Raw genomic sequence first — 19,076 nt, 5'->3', positions numbered from 1 at the left:
AGCCCGCCCTCCCGATCCACGACCGACATGCTTCGCAGCGCCGCTGCGAAGAACGACGGCTGCTGTCCAATGCCGGCGCATCGAGAGCCGGCCAGCAGCAACACGGGCGGTGAAGAGCCGCCTTTAGATCAACCAATCCACGCTCGACAGGAGGAAACGATGACCTTGCGCAAGCCGATAACCCTGAGCCGCCGCAAGTTGCTCATGGCCGGCGCCGCGGTGCCGCTATGTGCCATTCTCACCCGCCCGGCCTCGGCCGCGGAATTCACCTACAAGCTCGCGACGGGGCAGGATCCGACGCATCCCGTCAACATCCGCGCCAAGGAAGCGGCCGACCGCATTCGCGAGGCGACGAGCGGCCGGCTCGAGATCAACCTGTTTCCGGCCAACCAACTCGGGTCGGATACCGACCTGTTGACGCAGGTCCGCAACGGCGGCGTCGAGTTCTTCAACCTGTCCTCGCTGATCCTTGCGACGCTGGTGCCGGCTGCAGGCATCGTCAACCTCGGCTTTCTCTTCACGAACTATGACGCGGTCTGGAAGGCGATGGATGGCGAGCTCGGCGCCTATATCCGCGCGCAGATCGCGCGGACGCCGATCATGGCGGTGTCGAGCCCCTGGGACAACGGCTTCCGCCACGTCACGTCGTCCGGCCGCGAGATCAGGACGCCGGACGATCTCAAGAATTTCAAGCTGCGCGTGCCGGCCGCTCCCAATCTGACGTCGTTGTTCCAGGCGCTCGGGGCAGGCCCCGCGCCGATCAATTTCAACGAGGTCTACTCCGCGCTCCAGACCAAGGTGGTCGACGGTCAGGAAAATCCGCTGCCGATCATCGCAACGGCCCGGCTCTACGAGGTGCAGAAGACCTGCTCCCTGACCGGGCATGTCTGGGACAATTACTGGATCCTCGGCAACAAGCGCGCTTTCGAAAAGCTGCCGAAGGATGTGCAGGGGATCGTCACGCGCGAGCTGGATCGCTCCGCCAAGGACGAGCGTGCCGACGTTGCCAAGCTCAGCGAGTCCTTGCGCGCCGATCTGACCGCCAAGGGCATGCAGTTCATCGACGTCGACCGCGGCGCGTTCCGCCAGGCCCTGGCGAAGACCAGCTTTTACGCCGACTGGAAGGCCAAGTTCGGCGATGAGGCCTGGGCTCAGCTCGAGAAAGCGGCGGGCAAGCTGTCATGACCGCGATCAACCATATGCCTGGGATCGATCAGGGCGCCGCGGTCGCAGTGCCTCAATCCGGTGTGCACCGCTGGGCCGTCGCGGCCAACAGGGTGCTTGGTCATGTGGTTGCGATCCCGGCGGCACTCCTGGTGCTCGCCGAGATCGTCGTTTTGTCGGCCGGCATCGTCGGGCGATATGTCTTTCACGCTCCGATCATCTGGGCCGATGAGCTCGCCGGCATCCTGTTCCTGTGGCTCGCCATGCTGGGATCGGTGATCGCGTTCCAGCGCGGTGAGCACATGCGGATGACGGCCATCATTGGCATGCTCCGTCCCGGCGCACGTGCCTTCCTGGACGTCGTTGCCGCCGCGGCATCGCTGGCGTTCCTGTTGTTGGTGATCCATCCCGCCTACGAGTTCGCGGCCGACGAGGTGTTCGTCACGACGCCGGCGCTCGAAATCGTCAACAGTTGGCGGGCTGCCGCGTTACCCGTCGGCATCGGATTGATGCTGGTCGCGGCGGTCCTGCGGCTCGCCCGCATCTCGAGCCTGCGCAGCCTGCTCGCGGCCGCGGTGCTCGTCGCAGGCATCATCACCGCGCTCGTTCTCATCGCGCCGGTGTTGAAACCGCTGGGCAATCTCAACCTGCTGATCTTCTTCGTGGTCATCGTCGGCGCCATGGTGCTGGCGGCGGTGCCGATCGCCTTTGCCTTCGGTCTTGCTACCGTCGGCTATCTGGCGCTGACGACGAATACGCCCGATGTGGTCATCATCGGGCGCATGGACGAAGGCATGAGCCATCTGATCCTGCTGGCTGTGCCGCTCTTCGTGTTCCTCGGCCTGCTGATCGAGATGACCGGCATGGCGCGGGCCATGGTCGGCTTTCTCGCCAGCCTGCTCGGCCACGTGCGCGGCGGCCTGCATTATGTGCTGGTCGGCGCGATGTACCTGGTGTCGGGCATCTCCGGCTCGAAGGCGGCCGACATGGCCGCCGTGGCGCCGGTGCTGTTTCCGGAGATGACCAAGCGCGGCGCCAGGCCCGGTGATCTCGTCGCGCTGCTCGCGGCGACCGGGGCCCAGACCGAGACCATTCCGCCGTCGCTCGTGCTGATCACCATCGGCTCGGTGACGGGAGTGTCGATTGCGGCGCTGTTCACCGGGGGGCTGCTGCCCGGCATCGTGCTCGCCGTCGGTCTCTGCGCCGTGGTCTGGTGGCGATACCGGGGCGAGGACCTGTCGCATGTGAAGCGGGCGACGGGGAGGGAGATCGGCCGCGCCTTCGTCATTGCCATTCCGGCAATGGCGCTGCCCTTCGTCATCCGCGCCGCGGTGGTCGAGGGCGTCGCCACCGCGACCGAAGTTTCGACCATCGGCATCGTCTACTCGGTTCTCACCGGGCTTCTGATCTATCGTCAGTTCTCCTGGCGCCGGCTTTATCCAATGTTGGTGGAGACGGCGTCACTGTCAGGCGCGATCCTGCTGATCATCGGCGCTGCGACAGGGATGGCGTGGGCTCTGACCCAATCGGGCTTCTCGGCCTCGCTTGCAAAGTTCATGACGGCTCTGCCGGGCGGAACGCCTGTCTTTCTCGGCGTGACCATCCTCGCCTTCGTCATTCTGGGCAGCGTGCTGGAAGGCATCCCCGCCATCGTCCTGTTCGGGCCGCTATTGTTTCCGATCGCCCGCCAGGTCGGCGTGCACGAAGTGCACTACGCGATGGTCGTCGTGCTCGCGATGGGCATCGGCCTGTTCGCCCCGCCATTCGGCGTCGGCTATTACGCGGCCTGCGCCATCAGCCGCATCAGTCCCGATGAGGGTATCAGGCCGATCGTCGGCTATATCGTCGCCCTGCTGATCGGCACGCTGATCGTCGCGGCAATTCCGTGGATCTCAACCGGCTTCCTGTGACGCGGAGACGGGCGGCGCTCAGCGCTGCCCGTCATGCACGGAGATCTCGGATGCCTTGAGGCCGCCGATGCGCGCGTGGGGGCGGCCGCCGGTCGCCATCACGAGGCCGAAGGCGATCTCGTCGCGCCGCGGCGCATCCCACAGCGTCATCTCCGCGGTGCCGAAATGGCTGCGGACATAGGCGGCATGGATGTGGCCGAGCGGCACCATCAGGCGGGTGCCGGGACCGCCGATGGTCTTCGCCGCCGGCACGATCGCCTTCGGTTGTCCCAGTACCTCGCGCATGCCATGGCCGCCGGCTTCATGCCAGACGGCGCCTTGCTCGAGCTCGCCGTCCTCGCCGACGATGATGCCTTTGCCATAGGCTTCGATGCGCTCGGCGCCGCCGAGCTGTGCGATCAGCGCGCTCGCAAGCTCGCGCCCGAGCTGACGCAAGGACGCCTGGAACGGCATCAGGTCCGGCTCATAGCGGCCGGCGAAGGGATTGCGGATCACCGCAATGGCGGTTCCGACCAGCAGCGGCTTGTCCAGCCGGGGCCCGCGCTCATGCCAGATGGTCTCGACGCCGAGCGCGGTCTTGCGAATATCGTAGGACGACATGCTGAAGCTAGGCCTCGTCCACGACGGGATTGCTGAGCACGCCGATGTTCTCGATCTCGACCTCGACCACATCACCTGGCTTGAGGAAGATCGGCGGCTTGCGGGTGAAGCCGACGCCGGCCGGCGTGCCGGTCGCGATGACGTCGCCGGGGACGAGATCGAAAATGGTCGAGCAATATTCGATCAGCCGCGGGATCGAGAAGATCAGCATCGAGGTGTCGGAGGACTGCACGGTCGCGCCGTTGACGCGCGTCTCGAGCTTCAGCTTGGTGGGATCGCCGACCTCGTCCGGCGTGACCAGCCACGGTCCGAACGGGCCTGTGCCGACGAAGTTCTTGCCGGAGGCGATCTGCTGGGCGTGGCGCTGCCAGTCGCGCACGCTGACGTCATTGTAGATCGAATAGCCCGCGACGTGATTCCAGGCATCGGCCTGGCTGATGTGACGGCCGCCCTTGCCGATGACGACGGCGAGCTCGCCCTCCCAGTCGAAATTGTTCGAGACCTTCGGCCTGATCACCGGCGCGTTGTGCGCAACCTGGGACCGCCAGACCCGCAGGAAGATCGGCGGGAATTCCGTGATCTCGCGCTTCATGCCGAACGCCACGGCTTCGTTGTGGTGGTCGAGATAGTTGCGCACGGCGCAGACGATCTTCTCGGGCCGCGGAATCACTGGCAGGTATTTGACGTCGCTCAGCGCCAGCGTCGGCTTGTGCCCGGCGACGATCGCTTCGCGCTTGGCGTAGTCATCGCTGCCGAGAAAATCCGCAAGCGTCGGGTACTGAGGCAGGGCGCGGCCCAGATCCACCACGCGGTTTTCGACAACGGCGCCCCAGCTTTCCCGATTTCCGTCCAAGAACGACAGCAGCTTCATGGTTTCGCCCCAAGGGTTCCTATTTTCGATAGGGTGTATTATTTTCGAAAATGAGGCCGTGCGCAAGCCCGCCACGTGAAAATGCAGGTCGCCTATTCGGCGTCGAGCAGATGGCCGGCGTATTTGGCGACGTTGTCGGAGGTCGAGCGGATATGCGCTTCGATCAGCTGCACGGCGAGATCCGCGTTGCGCGAGATGGCGGCCTGCATGATGGCCTGGTGCTCGCCGGCCTTATCGCGCGGGCGCGGCCTGAAATTGGCGGAGAGATGCCGGTAGCGTTCGGCACGATCGAACAGCTCGGCGCGAATGGCGAGCAGCGTCGCCGAGCCGCAGGCGGAGACGAGGGCCTGATGGAACTGGCGATGCGCGATCTTCCACTCGGGATCGCGCAGGGGATGCTCGGGATCGCGCTGCTCGATCCGCTTCAAGCGGTGCAGGGTGGAGATCACCGCGATTTCCCAGTCGTCATCGCCCCGCTCGATCGAGCGGCGGATCAATTCCACCTCGATCAGCACCCGCGCATCGGTGACCTCCACCAGATCCTGGCGGCTGACCGGCGCGACGCGAAAGCCGCGCTGCTCCTGGGCGTCGACCAGGCCTTCGGCGGCGAGCGCGGTCAGCGCCTCGCGCAGCGTGGTGAAGCTTGCGCCGAACCGCTCGCGCAGCACGTCGAAGCGCAGCGGCTCGCCGGGCGGAAGGGCGCAGGCAATGATCTCCTCGCGCAGCCGATGCGTGATGTCGGCGGCGATGGTCTTGCCGAATTCCTTGCGGGGGCGGATGGCGCTCTCGGGCATGAGGATCTGTCGCTGAAATCGATGCCTCAACATGCCGCGCTAACGAGCATCTTGCAATAATTTTCGTAAACGGTATGATTTTCGAAAATATGGTCTAGGGAGCACGTGAAGTCATGAGGGCGGTGCTGGTGCGTCAGCCGGGTGGGCCGGATGCACTCGAGGTGGTCGAGCTTCCGGTGCCTGTGCCCGGAGCCGGCCAGGTGCAGATCCGGGCCGAGGCGTTCGGGGTCGGTCAACCCGACGTGCTGATCCGGCGCGGCGTCTACAAATGGATGCCGCCGTTGCCGGCCAATCCCGGCAACGATGTTGCGGGGCGCATTTCTGCGCTCGGGTCCGGCGTCGAGGGACTTGCCCTCGGCCAGAAGGTGCTGCTCAGCGCCCGCGATTTGTCCCAGCGCGGCGGCTGCTACGCCGATTACGTGGTCGCGCCCGCGGATGCCGTGCACGCGCTGCCCGATCATGTCGAGCTGCAGGCGGCCGTGTGCCTGTCGAACTATCAGGTCGCTTACGCACTGCTGCACGAGTGCCGCCATCCGCGCGCGCCCGCAAGCGCGCTGGTGATTGGCGCGGCCGGCGGCGTCGGCACCGCGCTGGTGCAGCTGGCCAAGCTTGCCGGGATGACCGTCATCGGCACGGTCTCGACAGAAGAGAAGGCTGCATTCACCAGGGCGAACGGCGCCGATCATGTCATCTTCTATCGAAGCGAGGATGTCGTGGCGCGCACCCGCGAACTGACGGATGGCGAGGGCGTCGGCCTCGTGCTCGATCACGTCTGCGGTCCCGAGTTCACCTCCTATCTCGGCGCGCTCGGCAAATGGGGCACGCTATTGTCCTACAACGCCTTCGCCGGATTGCCGGAAGAGAATCTGATGGCGGCGATGCGCGATCACCTCGACATCTGTCCGGCGATACGCTGCTTCTCCTTCCACATCTACGACCACGATCGTGACGGACGCCGTGCCCTGATGCGCAGCGTGATCGAGGCCTTGAGCCGCAATGCGATCAAGCCGGCGATCTCGGCGGTACTGAAGCTCGACGAGGTCAGGAAGGCCCATACGCTGCTCGAGCAGGGCTCCGCGCTCGGCAAGATCATCATGATTCCATGAGGGGGTGAACCGCACGATGAGCACACAAGCACCCATTGCACGTTTCACCCGGCTGCGGCACGCGACCTTCACCTCGCCCGATCCAGAGCGGCTGCTCGACTATTATCGCGGCGTGATTGGACTTGGCCTCGTGGCCCGCGATGGCAACCGCATTTTCCTCGCCAGCGATTCCGAGCAGCTCTCGCTCGTGATCGAGCCCGGCGATGCCGCGCTGAGCAGCATCGCCTTCGAGATCTCCCCGGAGGTCCAGATCGAGGCGCTGGGCGCCGCGCTCAAGCAGGCGGACTTGCGACCCGAGCTTCGGAGCGATCCCTTGCCTGGTGTGTCCCGGCTGCTGTCGTTTAGCGATCCCGAAGGCACACGTTTCGAGTTGATCCAGGGCTGGACGCCGACGCCCGCCCAGGATCGGATCGGCGGGCTCGCTGTCGCCAAGCTCGGCCACGTCGCGCTCCGTACGCCCGATCCCAAAGCCGCTTCGGAGTTCTACGCGAACGTAATGGGGCTGCGGGTCTCCGACTGGATCGAGGATCGCTTCGTGTTCATGCGCAGCGGCTTCGAGCATCACACGTTGAATTTCGCGCTCGCGCCTGACCGCGGTCTGCATCATTTCGCGTTCGAGCTGCGGGGTCCCGAGCACATGCATCGGGCCTGCGACCATCTCGCGCGTCACAAGCTCCCGGTGCTCTGGGGGCCGGTGCGTCACGGCCCGGGCCACAACACGGCGATCTATCACCGCAATCCCGATGGTCATCTGGTCGAGCTGTTTCATGACCTCGATCGGATGGTGGACGAGGAGCTCGGCTATTTCGAGCCGCGTCCCTGGCATCGCGATCGTCCGCAGCGGCCGAAGGTCTGGGTCGGGCTGCCGCGCGACGTCTGGGGCATGCCGCCATCGCCTGAATGCACGGAGTTCGCGCGCTAGCGGATTGAGTTCTAACGGAAGATCGCCGCACGCGCGGCCAACGACATAACAATCAAAGGGAGGATGCATCCATGCGTCGGATGAAGCGGATTGCTGCGGCCATTTTTCTGCTTGGTGGTTGTCTCGCGACCATCCCGGCATCGGCGGACAATTATCCGTCGCGCCCGATCCGCCTGCTGCATGGCTTTGCCGCCGGCGGCGCGGCCGACACGCTCTCGCGCATCATTGCCGACGGGCTGTCGAAGAAGCTCGGGCAGCCCATCATCGTCGAGGCCAAGCCGGGTGCCGGCGGCAACATCGCGGCGGACGCGATCGCAAAGGCGGCGCCCGACGGTTATACGCTCGGCCTCGTCACCGGCGCGCACGCGATTTCCGCGGCGACCTACAAGAGCCTCGCCTACCAGCCGGCCGAAAGCTTCGAGATGATCTCGACGCTGGTCTACTACGCGCTCGTCATCGCCGTGCGCAACGATTACCCCGCAAAATCGCTGAGTGAACTCATTGCTATGGCCAAGGCAAAGCCGAGTTCGCTGAGCTTCGGATCGGTTGGTTTCGGCAGCACGCATCATCTTGCCGGCGAATTGCTCAACGCAACCGCCGGCATCGAGATCGTGCACGTGCCGTATCGCGGCGATTCCCAATCCGTCACCGCGCTGCTCGGTGGCGACGTTCCCGTCATCGTCGGCACGCCCGTGCTGCTGGCCCCGCAGATCCAGAGCGGCGCGATCCGTGGCTTGGCCGTGACTTCGCCGACGCGCACCGCGCTGTTGCCTGATGTTCCGACCGTGCAGGAAGCCGGCATCAAGGGCTACGACGTGCGCACCTGGGCCGGCCTGCTGGCGCCCAAGGGAACGCCGCCTGCCATCATCGCCGCGCTCAATGCCGCGACTCTGGAGGCGCTCGGGGATCCCGAGCTCAGGCAGCGTCTGGAGACGGCCGTCGGCGGCGAGGTCCGCGGCAGCTCGCCGGAGGAGATGAAGAAGCTGATCGGGACCGAGATCGCCAAATGGACCGGCGTGGTGGAGCGGGCGAAGATCCCGAAGATCTGAGCCGGGCCGGCGGCAGGGCCGGTACCGGCCGGCCCCTGCTCACGAATGCTTGATCCGGATCAACAAGCGCCACCGGCACTGGGATATGCTACGAGAGTTGCGCTGCGACCTTGATAAGGTAACTCGATAAAGATGCGCCTCGTTCGTACCATCCTGGCATTCGCAATCGCCATATCCCTGGCGATGCTGCCCGTTGGCGCGTCCGCATCCGGGCTTGCCATGTCGTCGGACGACATGCAGGCGACCATGCACATGAGCGCGGCCGGCGACATGGCGATGGACGATTGCTGCCCCGACATGAAGGGGACGCCGTCCCAGACCGGCGGTTACAAATGCGGGATGGGCTTCTGCTGCGTCGGCGGCACCATCGCGCTCGATGCCATCAGGCCCGTCGTCTTCGGGCATTTCGCCGTAGCGGTGAGCACGATCGCCCTCCCTGAGGATCAGGTCATCTCCGTCCGCAGCAGCAGTCCTCCCTTCCGACCTCCTCGAATCTGATCTCGCAACAGCCGAACGCGCGCAGCACGTTTGCGCGCGACGACGACTGACGCGTGCGCGCCATGCGCCGCGGCGAAAGATCAGATCATGAGGACAGGACAATGCTTTCCAAATTCACCACCGCGGCGCTCGCCGCCACCCTTTCGCTTGCCGCCTCCGCGGCGATGGCGGGCGCCGGCGACTACGCCTTCGAGGCCGTCACCACGCAAATGGAGAAGGGCGACGACGTTACGCTCTCGGTTCGCCTGACCAACAAGCAGACCGGCAAGCCGGTGGCGGACGCCGTCATCTTCAAGACCCGCGTCGACATGGCCCCGGACGGGATGGCCGAGATGGAATCGGCGGTAGCGCCGCTGCCGTCGAAAGAACCGGGCGTCTACGCCTTCCGGACGGACCTGCCGATGGCCGGCCGCTACCAGGTGACGCTGTCGGCCAAGGTCCAGGGCGAGTCCGAGACCGTCACCGGTAAGGTGATCGTCACGGCGACCAAGTGAGCGTGCGGACGCCGCGCGCGGCGTCCGAACTCCTCTGTCCCATTCACATGGATGCGCGCACGCCGCGCGAAGGCACACCATGAAGACGCTGCGTCTCCTGACAACACTCGCGCTGGGCGGCGGCCTGGTTTTGGGTGCGTACTGGTTCTCGAACGACGGCCACTGGTCCGTTCATGCCGAGGCGACCCCGGCTCCGGCCCAGGCGGACCGGACCCCGCTCTACTACCGCGATCCCAGCGGCGCGCCGCTCTGGTCCGCTGGTCCGAAGCAGGACGACCGTGGCCGGGATTATCTGCCGGTCTATGAGGACGGTCAGGCGAATGCGGCGGCACCAAAACCACCGCAGGCGGCTTCCTCGCGAAAAATCCTCTACTACCGCAATCCCATGGGCCTGCCCGACACCTCGCCGGTGCCGAAGAAGGACCCGATGGGAATGAACTACGTCCCCGTCTACGAAGGCGACGAGGTCGACGATGGCACGGTGAAGCTGTCGCCGGGCAAGATCCAGCGCACCGGCGTCAAGTCCGAGCCCGTCCGGCGGCGCGCGATCCGCGTCGCGGTGAGGGCGCCCGGCACGATCCAGCTCGACGAGCGCCGCGTCTCTGTCATCGCGATGCGTGCCGAAAGCTTCGTGCAGAAAGTCGCCGACGTCACCACCGGCACGCGGGTGAAGGCGGGCCAGCCGCTGATGGAGATCTACAGTTCGGCGGTGGCGTCCGCCGCGGCGGAATATCTCGCGACCATCACCTCGAAGACGGTGGGCGGCGTCGAGCTGTACGGCCGCGGCTCGCGGCAACGGCTGGTCAATCTCGACGTACCCGAACAGGTCATCGCCGAGATGGAGCGGACGCGCGTTGCGCCCCTCACCGTGCATTGGTCGGCGCCGCGCGACGGCATCGTGCTCGAGCGCAGCGCGATCGACGGCATGCGCGCCAATCCCGGCGACGTGCTGTTCAGGATCGCCGATATCTCGCAGGTCTGGGCGTTGGCCGACGTCGCCGAGCGCGATCTCGGCAACATCGCGGTAGGGCAGTCCGTGGCGGTGCGCGCGCGCAGCTTTCCCGGCCGTATCTTCAGCGGCAAGATCGCCGTGGTCTATCCGCAGGTGAACCGCGACACCAGGACGGTTCGCGTCCGGATCGAGCTCGCCAATCCCGATGCGGCGCTGCTGCCGGACATGTATGTCGATGCCGAGATCGACACGGCCGATAGCGCGCCCGTGCTGGCGATCCAGGATAGTTCGGTGCTCGACACCGGCACGCGGCAGGCCGTCCTCGTCGACAAGGGCGAAGGGCGCTTCGAGCCGCGCGAGGTGAAGCTCGGCCGGCGCGGCGGCGGCTACATCGAGGTCCGCGACGGACTTGCCGATGGCGAGGCGGTGGTCACATCCGCCACCTTCCTGATCGATGCGGAAAGCAATCTGAAGGCCGCGCTCAAGGGGTTTGCGGAGGGAGCGCCTCAGCCGTCCGATGCGGGCCATGCGACGGGAGAGCACAAATGATCGCCCGCATCATCGCCTGGTCGGCGCGCAATTTGCTGCTGGTGCTGTTCGGCACCGGCTTTGCGGCCGCCGCCGGCCTCTATGCGCTGATCCACCTGCCGCTCGATGCAATCCCGGATCTCTCCGACACCCAGGTCATCGTCTACACCGAATATCCCGGCCAGGCGCCGCAGGTGATCGAGGACCAGGTCACCTATCCCCTGACCACGGCGATGCTGACCGTGCCGAAATCGAAGGTCGTGCGCGGCTTCTCCTTCTTCGGAGCCTCGTTCGTCTACGTGATCTTCGAGGACGGCACCGACATCTATTGGGCGCGCTCGCGCGTGCTTGAATTCCTCAACGGCGCCTCGTCGCGACTGCCCGCCGGCGTCACCCCGACCATCGGCCCCGACGCCACCGGCGTCGGCTGGGTCTACCAATATGCGGTCCTGTCGAAGGAATTGAACCTGGCGGATACCCGCACCATCCAGGACTGGAATCTGAAATTCGCGCTGGCCAAGGCCGAAGGTGTCGCCGAGGTCGCCAGCATCGGCGGCTTCGTCAAGCAGTACAATGTGGTGCTCGACCCGCAGCGGATGCGCGACCGCGGCATCAGCATGCAGAAAATTCGTGAGGCGATCCGCGCCAGCAACGCCGACGTCGGCGGGCGCACCGTCGAGCTCGCCGAGTTCGAATACGTCATCCGCGGCAAGGGCTATATCAAGAGCATCAACGATCTCGGCAATATCGTGCTGAAGACCTCCGGCGGAACGCCGGTGCTGCTCCGCGACGTCGCCCACGTCGAGCTCGGGCCGGACGAGCGGCGGGGCATCACCGAGCTGAACGGCGAGGGCGAGGTCGCCAGCGGCATCGTGCTGCAGCGTTTCGGTGTCAACGCGCTCGACGTCATCGAGAACGTCAAGAAGCGCTTCAAGGAGATCGCGAGCAGCCTGCCGAAATCGGTCGAGATTGTGCCGGTCTACGATCGCTCCAACCTGATCTACGCGGCCATCGACACGCTCAAGCACACGCTGTTCGAGGAGAGCGTCGTCGTCGCGCTGGTCTGCATCGTGTTCCTGCTGCACGTCCGTAGCGCGCTGGTCGCGATCCTGATGCTGCCGGTCGGCGTGCTGATGGCGTTCGGTGCCATGAAGCTGCTCGGTCTCGGCTCCAACATCATGAGTCTCGGTGGCATCGCAATCGCGATCGGCGCCATGGTCGACGCCGCGATCGTCATGATCGAGAACGCCCACAAGCACCTCGAGCGCGCCGGGCCCGGCCAATCGCGCGTGCAGGTCCTGATCGATGCCGCCGCGGAGGTCGGCCCCGCGCTATTCTTCAGCCTGCTGATCATCACCGTGTCGTTCATGCCGATCTTCACGCTGGAATCGCAGGAGGGACGGCTGTTCAGCCCGCTGGCGTTCACCAAGACGTTCTCGATGGCGGCCGCGGCCCTCTTGTCCGTGACGTTTGTGCCGGCGCTGATGGTGATCTTCGTTCGCGGCCGGATCGTGCCGGAGAGCAAAAATGTCATCAATCGGTTCCTGATCTGGATCTACCGGCCCGTGATCAAGGGCGTGCTTCGCGCCAGGACGCTGGTGATCCTGGTCTCGGTCGCAGTCCTTGCCGTCACGATCTGGCCGGCCCGCCAGCTCGGCACCGAGTTCATGCCGGCGCTGAACGAGGGCACGCTGCTCTACATGCCGACGACGCTGCCCGGCATCTCCGTCACAAAGGCGGCCGAACTAATGCAGACGCAGGATCGCATCATCAAGTCGTTCCCCGAAGTCGCCTCCGTCTACGGCAAGGCCGGACGGGCGGCGACCGCGACCGATCCGGCCCCGACCGAAATGTTCGAGACGGTGGTCAATCTGAAGCCGAAGGAGCAGTGGCGCTCCGGCGTCACCGTCGACAGTCTGATTGCGGAGATGGACAAGGCGCTGCAGTTTCCCGGTGTCTCCAACGCCTGGACCATGCCGATCAAGGCGCGCATCGACATGCTCTCCACCGGCATCCGCACGCCTGTCGGCGTCAAGGTCATGGGCACCGACCTCGTCGAGATCGACCGGCTGGCGCGGCAGGTCGAGCGGGTGATCAAGACCGTCCCGGGGACCTCGTCTGCCTACGCCGAGCGCGGCATCGGCGGCTACTATCTCGAGATCGTCCCGGACCGCGAGGCGCTCGCCCGCTACGGCATCCTGATCCAGGACGTGCAGGACACCATCGCGGCCGCGCTCGGCGGCCAGACGGTCACGACGACGGTGGAGGGCCGGCAGCGGTTCACGGTCAACATGCGCTATCCGCGTGACCTGCGCGACAATCCCAAGGCGATCGCTGGCGATATCCTGGTGCCGATGCCGGCGGGCGGCGCCGTGCCGCTCGGCGAGGTGGCGAAGGTCGAACCGGCGCGCGGTCCGACCTCGATCCGCACCGAGAACGGCCAGCTGGCGACCTACATCTATGTCGACATCCGCGACCGCGACATCGGCAGCTACGTCGCGGACGCGCAACGCGCGGTGACGGAGAGCATCCAGTTTCCCGCCGGCACCTATGTCGTCTGGAGCGGCCAGTACGAATATCTCCAGCGCGCCGCAGCGCGCCTGAAGATCGTCGTGCCCGTGACGCTGACGATCATCTTCCTGTTGCTGTACCTGAATTTCAGGGCGCTGACCGAGACGCTGATCGTGATGCTGTCGCTGCCGTTCGCGCTGGTCGGCGGCATCTGGATGATGTGGTGGTTCGGCTTCAATCTGTCCGTCGCGGTCGCCGTCGGCTTCATCGCGCTCGCCGGCGTTGCCGCCGAGACCGGCGTCGTGATGCTGATCTACCTCGATCACGCGCTGGCCGAGATGAAGGCGAGGCGCGAGGCCGAGGGCGGGGTCTTCACTCGGCGCGATCTCCATGACGCCATCATGGTGGGCGCGGTCGAGCGCGTCCGGCCCAAGATGATGACGGTGGTCGCCATCATGGCGGGCCTGCTGCCGATCATGTGGAGCACCGGCGCCGGATCGGAGATCATGCAGCGCATCGCGCTGCCGATGATCGGCGGGATGATCTCCTCGACACTGCTGACGCTGATCGTGATCCCGGCGATTTTCGGGCTGGTGAAGGGGCGGGGGCTGCCTGATGGCGAGCAACCGGCGCTCGTCGACGAACATGCCGTTGAAATGGAGAACGGCATGCGCCCTCCGCAAGCGGCCGAATAGGATCGCGAGACGCCGTCCGGCTTCCCGGGCTTTGGCTCAGCCGGACCGTGTCTCCTGGCTCCGCAGCAGGCGGTGCGTCACCGTTCGTGCGATCGCCGCCGGCGCCTCCTCGGGGATCGCAAAGCAGGAGCTCGCGTTGATCTCGCACAGCACGTAGGTGTCGGCGCCCGCCGCATCGCGCGGCCCGTACAGGAAATCCGCATCCCAGATCACTGGCAGTGACGATTCATCGATGCCGAGCGTTTCCACCATCTGCGGCGTCCATTCATCCTCCATCGACCTTCGCAGCGCCCGGAACGGCGGGGCATCAGGGCCGTGCATGATCCGCGGTCCGGGCTGCGCCTCGGGCGCGTCGAGGCCTTCCGGAGGCGGTGGGATCAAGGCCTTGATCAATTGGTGCCCAAAGCCCGCGACCCTGGCGCCGCTCATGTAGCAGCGGATCATCCCGTCGGGCAGACGAGGTTGAAACGCCTGGTCGATGATGCAGCCACCCCAGCCGAAATACGGCGCGCAGCGCGCCACCAGATCCTCGAACCTGATGTCCTCGGGCCGGCTGCCGCGCTGGGCATGGAGCACGCGAACCGTCTCCGTCGTGTTCGGAAGCGCTTCGACCTTCCACACCCCTTGGCCGCCATTGCCGCGATTTTGCTTGAGCACGCGGGGGCCGTCCGCCCGAAGGCGCGAGGGAAATTCGGCGCGGAACGCCGCGGCGGTATCATAGCGATGGGTGTCGGTCCCCCAGCCCAGGTGGCGCGTTCGGTAAAGCACCTCCTTGACGCCCATCTTCAGGATCACGTCGGGATGGGCGCTCACCCAGGGACCTCGCGCCGCGACGTCGCGCAGCAGGATGTCGAGCTCGGCGCGCGTCTTGCCCTGGTGGATCGGATCGACCCAGACCAGCACGCCGTCGGCCGCGAGCAGTTGATCGCGGACAGCACCAGCAAAGCTCTCGTCGTAGATCACGGGGCGCGCGTCGATGCCGAACGCGGCGAGGGCTTCGAAGACGCGGACGAAGCGGCTGTTTTGCGGCGTTGCATCCTGGCGGGCGGCGGCGTCTCCGCGCGAGAGGATGGCGAGTGTTTGGCGGGGGGATGGGTGTCGTTCGGTGTCCATGCGCAAGCTCCACGAATGGCGTGCTGCGCAGAGCTTGGACCGGGGTCTCACGGGGAGTCTGCTTCGTCCCCACGTGACGAACCCTAATGAGATCGTCCGGTCGTTTCAAGATGCCGATTGGCGCGGTTCCGTTCCGAGTGAACTCTTCGTGACGCGCCTCGGCCTTGCGCCGGTTGACAGCTGGGCCACCCGGGTTTCTATTCGTCGCGACGGGGATTTGCGATCTCCCCGCGAGGCGACATGCCCAAGAATCGCGTCCTGATCAGCAAGGGCGCAGCATGTCATCGTTTCCCGATCTCATCAGACAAATCGTGATTTTTCATTCGTGCGCGGCGGCCGCGCCGAAGCGCTTTGGCATCATCTCGTCGCGCCGCGCCGAACGACTTCACCTGGGGCAGGAGACGCCAGGAGAATGTCATGCGGAGAAGGGTCATCTTTCACACAATCCTCTTTCTGGCGATCGCCAGCGGGCTGTCGAGCGCACGGGCTCTGACACAAGAGGAGGTCGTCGCCAAAATCCAGGCGGCCGGCTACACGCAGGTCAGCGACATCAAATCGACCGCCGAGGGCACGACCGCAAAAGCCGTGAAGAACGGCAAGGACGTGCGGCTCGTCGTCGACAGCGCCGGCCAGATCAAGGAGCAGAAGTGAACCCCGGGGCACAGGAGCCTGAAATCCAAGCTTAGGGAGCAGTTCAATGCGAAAGACAATTTTGGCACTGATCGGCGTCGGTGCCTGCTTCATCGCGAGCGCCCATGCGCAGGACCTCGACTGGAAGAAGGTCGATGAAACACTGGGCCGCAAGCCCGTCGTTGCGGACGATGTCCACCGCTACGGCTTTCCTCGCACCGATCTCACCGTGACTTTGGACGGGGTGACGATCAAGCCGGCGCTGGCGCTCGGCGGCTGGCTCGCGTTCAAGCCCGCGCATGGCGGTGCCATGGTCATGGGCGATCTCGTGCTCCTCGAGACTGAGATCAATCCCGTGATGGCGAAGATGATCGCGAGCGGTATCGAGATCACCGCCGTGCATAATCATCTGCTGCGTGCGAGCCCGGCGACGTTTTACATGCACGTCGCCGGACACGGCGATCCCGTCAAGCTGGCCTCGGCGATCCACGATGCGCTGGCCGAAAGCAAAACCCCCTTGACGGTCGCGGCGCCGGCGGGCCCGCCGCCTGCCATCGACCTCGACACTGCAAAGCTCGATCAGGTCATCGGCGTCAAGGGGCAGGCCAACGGCGGCGTCTACCAGTTCAACGTCAAGCGGCGCGACCCGATCACGGAGGACGGCATGCTGCTGACCCCCGTCGGTGCGATGGGCGTTGCGATCGCCATCAACTTCCAGCCGACCGGAGCAGGCAAGGCCGCCATCACCGGCGATTTCGTGCTGACCAGCGACGAGGTGAATCCGGTCATCGTGGCGCTGCGCACGCACGGCATCGAGGTCACGGCGCTGCATAGCCATATGCTGGACGAGCAGCCGCGACTGTTCTTCATGCACTTCTGGGCCAATGACGACGCGGTCAAGCTCGCGAACGGCCTGCGCGCCGCGCTGGACAAGACTGCAAGCACGAAAGGCTGACGGCGAGGCCGAGCCGGCGATGATGTCTCGCCGCTTACGGCTGCGGCGGAAAGCGGTCGAACGTCGGCAGTTCGTGCGCGTGCTCCATCCAGCGCAGGCGCTCGGCGACCTGGATGTGCATCGTCGGCGGCACGGCCTCGGGATCGTCATAGGTCGCGCTCTGGATATCGATGATCCCGGGCATCAGGCTGGCATTGTCGTAGAACAGGCCGGTGCCGCAATTGGCGCAAAAGTGCCGCCGGACATGTTCAGAGGAGCGGTACACCTTCGGCTCGCCCTTGGTCACCTTGAGCGCGCTCTCCGCATACATCGTCCAGCCGACCACCGGAGCGCCGGCGTGGAGCCGGCAATCGCGGCAGTGGCACAGCGCATGCACGATCGCCTCGCCCTCGACCTCGTAACGGATTGCGCCGCAGTGACAGCCGCCGGTGATGGTGCTCATGCATTCCTCCGATGGAAGGCGGGTTTGGTGGATCGATAACTCGCGAGACGCGCGGCTTCAACGGCGCAAGCGATTTGAAGTTGCGTCCTACTGTCGCCTGACAGCTGCTGCCATGCCAGGCCTTCGGTGCCACGCCAAGCCCTCGGCGCCGCGGCTTCGCCACGGGATCTTCAGCCTCGGTTTTCCACACCCACGACCCGCAGTATCGAATTGCGGATCCAACCTACTAGCGATCGATAATTTGCCAGCGCCGTCGGGCGCAGCTTTGATGACGGCATGAGCACCAAATCACGCGAGGTCATCTGGAGCGGCCGGATTCTGGGTGCGGAAATTTCGGCCAAGCACGCGCGCGAGGAGGCCAGGAAGGCGGTTCGCGAGGCTGATCGGGCCGAAGCCGAAGCCTGGTCGGTCCGCATGGAAGGTTACGGTGGTCCCTCGCAGCCCTCGCCGACGATCGGCCAATGCCTGAACGGCGGCATGGGCTGGCTCGAGGTCGAGTGCAACAGGTGCAAGGCGCGTGCGAGCCTGCCGCTCGACGCAATCCGCCGTCCCCGCGATACGCCGATCTGGAAGCTGGAAGCCTCGCTCAAGTGCCGGTCGTGCCGAAAGGGACGTTCCGCGCCGCCCGTCCACATGATCAAGCTGACGGCCACGCAAAGCATCACGCCCTACAAATGGGTGCATCCGACCGAGGAGCGGTAATCAGGCGCTGCGACGACAACAGCCCGCGCGCCTTGTCGACCTCTGGCCCCTGGCGCCGGATGTCGTTCCTCGCTCTGGCGTCGGCTCTTCGGGCTAAACCGGTCATCGTCACGGTCAAATGAGCCTCGGCAGAACCAAACGCGAGTTCAGGCTGGATCGATAGAAAAGATATCGTCGACTTCGAGACGCATGGTGTCGCGGCATTCGCACGCCACCTCTGCGAGCCGCGATGGGTCGATCTCGATTTCGCCTCGCCGTTCGGATCTGATCGCTCCGGAAGCACGCAGATTGCGCATCAGGAGCGTCACCGTCGTCCGTCGCACACCCAGTATTTGCGAAAGCGTCTCCTGCGTGAGCGGGAGGACGTCGTGGTCGACGCGGTCGTGAAGATGGAGCAGCCAGCGTGCCATGCGGGCTTGGACCGGATGCAGCGCATTGCAGGCTCCGCCGATTTGTAGCTGTATCAGCATCGCCTTGAAGTGAAGCTGGACAGCGTGGCGGATCGCGGGGCTACGGCTAAAAGCCGCGTGGAATCGCGATACGGGAATCCGCGAGGCGGTGCCGGCGGCACGAACGATGGCGGTAAGGGCCGCAGGGGACGGCCCCAGCACGGAAAGGGTGCCTACTGCTCCCTCGCGCCCTATCGCAGCGCTGGCGACCGTCTCCCCGTTCGCCATGTCGATCATCACCGAAATGGCCCCACTATGAGGGAAGAGGACGTGCTCGGTCTGGTCACCCGCCCGCGAGATGACCGCGTCCCGATCGAGCGCGACCATCTCCAGCTCGGGTGCTAGCAGACCGAGATCTGCCGCCGGTAGGGCGGCGAGAAGTCGGTTACCAATTCCGCTGGGATGCGTCACGGTAGCCCACCGCGAACCGCATTTCGAGCGGCATAGGACGGCAAACTCGAACTTTGTTTGAAACCGCGTACGCCTCGCGCTCCGAAATCCAATTCAGCTGCGGAAGCTCTCAATTTCAAAAATAAAACTCCGAACACACGCGACCGCGAGGCGCGTTTTGCCTTACGCCATCATTCAGGACTTAGATTCAAGCGCTATGTGGCACAATTGCAAAATGCGTATGGGTAACACCATAAGGTGTTCCAATTTCCGGAGCGCGGCAAACGCTGCGGTGAGAGAG

Annotated in this window: 18 protein-coding genes; 12 read left to right on the top strand and 6 right to left on the bottom strand. The window is 65.3% G+C overall.

What is annotated here, in order from left to right:
* Positions 1-159 precede the first annotated feature (159 nt).
* Both GGD61_RS18655 and GGD61_RS18650 read left to right on the top strand, forming a co-directional pair.
* Positions 160-1,185: a TRAP transporter substrate-binding protein gene (locus GGD61_RS18655; protein WP_092256592.1), complete on the top strand. Its 1,026-nt coding sequence runs from the start codon at positions 160-162 to the stop codon at positions 1,183-1,185.
* Positions 1,182-3,074 carry a TRAP transporter large permease subunit gene (locus GGD61_RS18650; RefSeq protein ID WP_092256588.1) on the top strand — a complete coding sequence of 631 codons (1,893 nt, stop codon included), beginning with the start codon at positions 1,182-1,184 and terminating at the stop codon, positions 3,072-3,074. The genes GGD61_RS18655 and GGD61_RS18650 overlap by 4 nt, the downstream gene beginning before the upstream one ends.
* Before the next feature lie 18 nt (positions 3,075-3,092).
* Here GGD61_RS18650 and GGD61_RS18645 read toward each other — a convergent pair whose 3' ends face one another.
* From GGD61_RS18645 to GGD61_RS18635, 3 genes are all read right to left on the bottom strand, one after another.
* Positions 3,093-3,674 (bottom strand): amino acid synthesis family protein, encoded by a 582-nt coding sequence (locus GGD61_RS18645; RefSeq protein ID WP_092256585.1) that lies wholly within the window; start codon positions 3,672-3,674, stop codon positions 3,093-3,095.
* 7 nt (positions 3,675-3,681) lie between these two features.
* Positions 3,682-4,545: a fumarylacetoacetate hydrolase family protein gene (locus GGD61_RS18640; protein WP_183230987.1), complete on the bottom strand. Its 864-nt coding sequence runs from the start codon at positions 4,543-4,545 to the stop codon at positions 3,682-3,684.
* A 92-nt stretch (positions 4,546-4,637) separates the two neighbouring features.
* Positions 4,638-5,339, bottom strand: coding sequence for a GntR family transcriptional regulator (locus GGD61_RS18635; RefSeq protein WP_092256579.1), 702 nt, complete (start codon positions 5,337-5,339; stop codon positions 4,638-4,640).
* Positions 5,340-5,452: 113 nt separating this feature from the next.
* Between GGD61_RS18635 and GGD61_RS18630 the strand changes: the two genes are divergently transcribed.
* From GGD61_RS18630 to GGD61_RS18600, 7 genes are all read left to right on the top strand, one after another.
* Positions 5,453-6,445, top strand: a complete 993-nt coding sequence (locus GGD61_RS18630; RefSeq protein WP_092256576.1) for a zinc-dependent alcohol dehydrogenase family protein — start codon at positions 5,453-5,455, stop codon at positions 6,443-6,445.
* 16 nt (positions 6,446-6,461) lie between these two features.
* A complete protein-coding gene (locus GGD61_RS18625; RefSeq protein WP_092256573.1) occupies positions 6,462-7,367 on the top strand; it encodes a VOC family protein in 906 nt (301 codons plus the stop codon).
* A 71-nt stretch (positions 7,368-7,438) separates the two neighbouring features.
* Positions 7,439-8,416: a tripartite tricarboxylate transporter substrate binding protein gene (locus GGD61_RS18620; RefSeq protein ID WP_183230986.1), complete on the top strand. Its 978-nt coding sequence runs from the start codon at positions 7,439-7,441 to the stop codon at positions 8,414-8,416.
* A 132-nt stretch (positions 8,417-8,548) separates the two neighbouring features.
* Positions 8,549-8,914, top strand: coding sequence for a hypothetical protein (locus tag GGD61_RS18615; RefSeq protein WP_092256567.1), 366 nt, complete (start codon positions 8,549-8,551; stop codon positions 8,912-8,914).
* Between the two features lie 101 nt (positions 8,915-9,015).
* Positions 9,016-9,408, top strand: coding sequence for a FixH family protein (locus tag GGD61_RS18610; RefSeq protein WP_183230985.1), 393 nt, complete (start codon positions 9,016-9,018; stop codon positions 9,406-9,408).
* A gap of 79 nt (positions 9,409-9,487) precedes the next feature.
* Positions 9,488-10,909 carry an efflux RND transporter periplasmic adaptor subunit gene (locus GGD61_RS18605; protein WP_092256560.1) on the top strand — a complete coding sequence of 474 codons (1,422 nt, stop codon included), beginning with the start codon at positions 9,488-9,490 and terminating at the stop codon, positions 10,907-10,909.
* Positions 10,906-14,094, top strand: a complete 3,189-nt coding sequence (locus tag GGD61_RS18600; protein ID WP_092256556.1) for an efflux RND transporter permease subunit — start codon at positions 10,906-10,908, stop codon at positions 14,092-14,094. Before GGD61_RS18605 ends, GGD61_RS18600 begins: the two co-directional genes overlap by 4 nt.
* Before the next feature lie 36 nt (positions 14,095-14,130).
* Here the strand turns inward: GGD61_RS18600 and GGD61_RS18595 are convergent, their stop codons facing one another.
* Positions 14,131-15,207: a Cj0069 family protein gene (locus tag GGD61_RS18595; RefSeq protein ID WP_092256553.1), complete on the bottom strand. Its 1,077-nt coding sequence runs from the start codon at positions 15,205-15,207 to the stop codon at positions 14,131-14,133.
* Between the two features lie 417 nt (positions 15,208-15,624).
* Here GGD61_RS18595 and GGD61_RS18590 point away from each other — a divergent pair, with 417 nt between their 5' ends.
* Both GGD61_RS18590 and GGD61_RS18585 read left to right on the top strand, forming a co-directional pair.
* Positions 15,625-15,858 (top strand): hypothetical protein, encoded by a 234-nt coding sequence (locus GGD61_RS18590; protein WP_092256550.1) that lies wholly within the window; start codon positions 15,625-15,627, stop codon positions 15,856-15,858.
* 46 nt (positions 15,859-15,904) lie between these two features.
* Complete coding sequence (locus GGD61_RS18585) at positions 15,905-16,792, top strand: DUF1259 domain-containing protein (protein WP_183230984.1); 888 nt, start codon at positions 15,905-15,907, stop codon at positions 16,790-16,792.
* Between the two features lie 34 nt (positions 16,793-16,826).
* Here GGD61_RS18585 and GGD61_RS18580 read toward each other — a convergent pair whose 3' ends face one another.
* Entirely contained in the window at positions 16,827-17,234 is a 408-nt protein-coding gene (locus GGD61_RS18580; RefSeq protein WP_018315791.1) for a GFA family protein, read from the bottom strand.
* A gap of 276 nt (positions 17,235-17,510) precedes the next feature.
* Here GGD61_RS18580 and GGD61_RS18575 point away from each other — a divergent pair, with 276 nt between their 5' ends.
* Entirely contained in the window at positions 17,511-17,936 is a 426-nt protein-coding gene (locus GGD61_RS18575) for a hypothetical protein (protein ID WP_092256544.1), read from the top strand.
* A gap of 146 nt (positions 17,937-18,082) precedes the next feature.
* Here the strand turns inward: GGD61_RS18575 and GGD61_RS18570 are convergent, their stop codons facing one another.
* Positions 18,083-18,796 carry a Crp/Fnr family transcriptional regulator gene (locus GGD61_RS18570; RefSeq protein WP_092256542.1) on the bottom strand — a complete coding sequence of 238 codons (714 nt, stop codon included), beginning with the start codon at positions 18,794-18,796 and terminating at the stop codon, positions 18,083-18,085.
* Positions 18,797-19,076 lie beyond the last annotated feature (280 nt).

The organism is Bradyrhizobium sp. SBR1B (genome assembly GCF_014198205.1).
Lineage (GTDB): Bacteria > Pseudomonadota > Alphaproteobacteria > Rhizobiales > Xanthobacteraceae > Bradyrhizobium.
The sequence above is the reverse complement of the archived record's forward strand: the minus strand, read 5'-3'. Positions and strand labels throughout refer to the sequence as shown.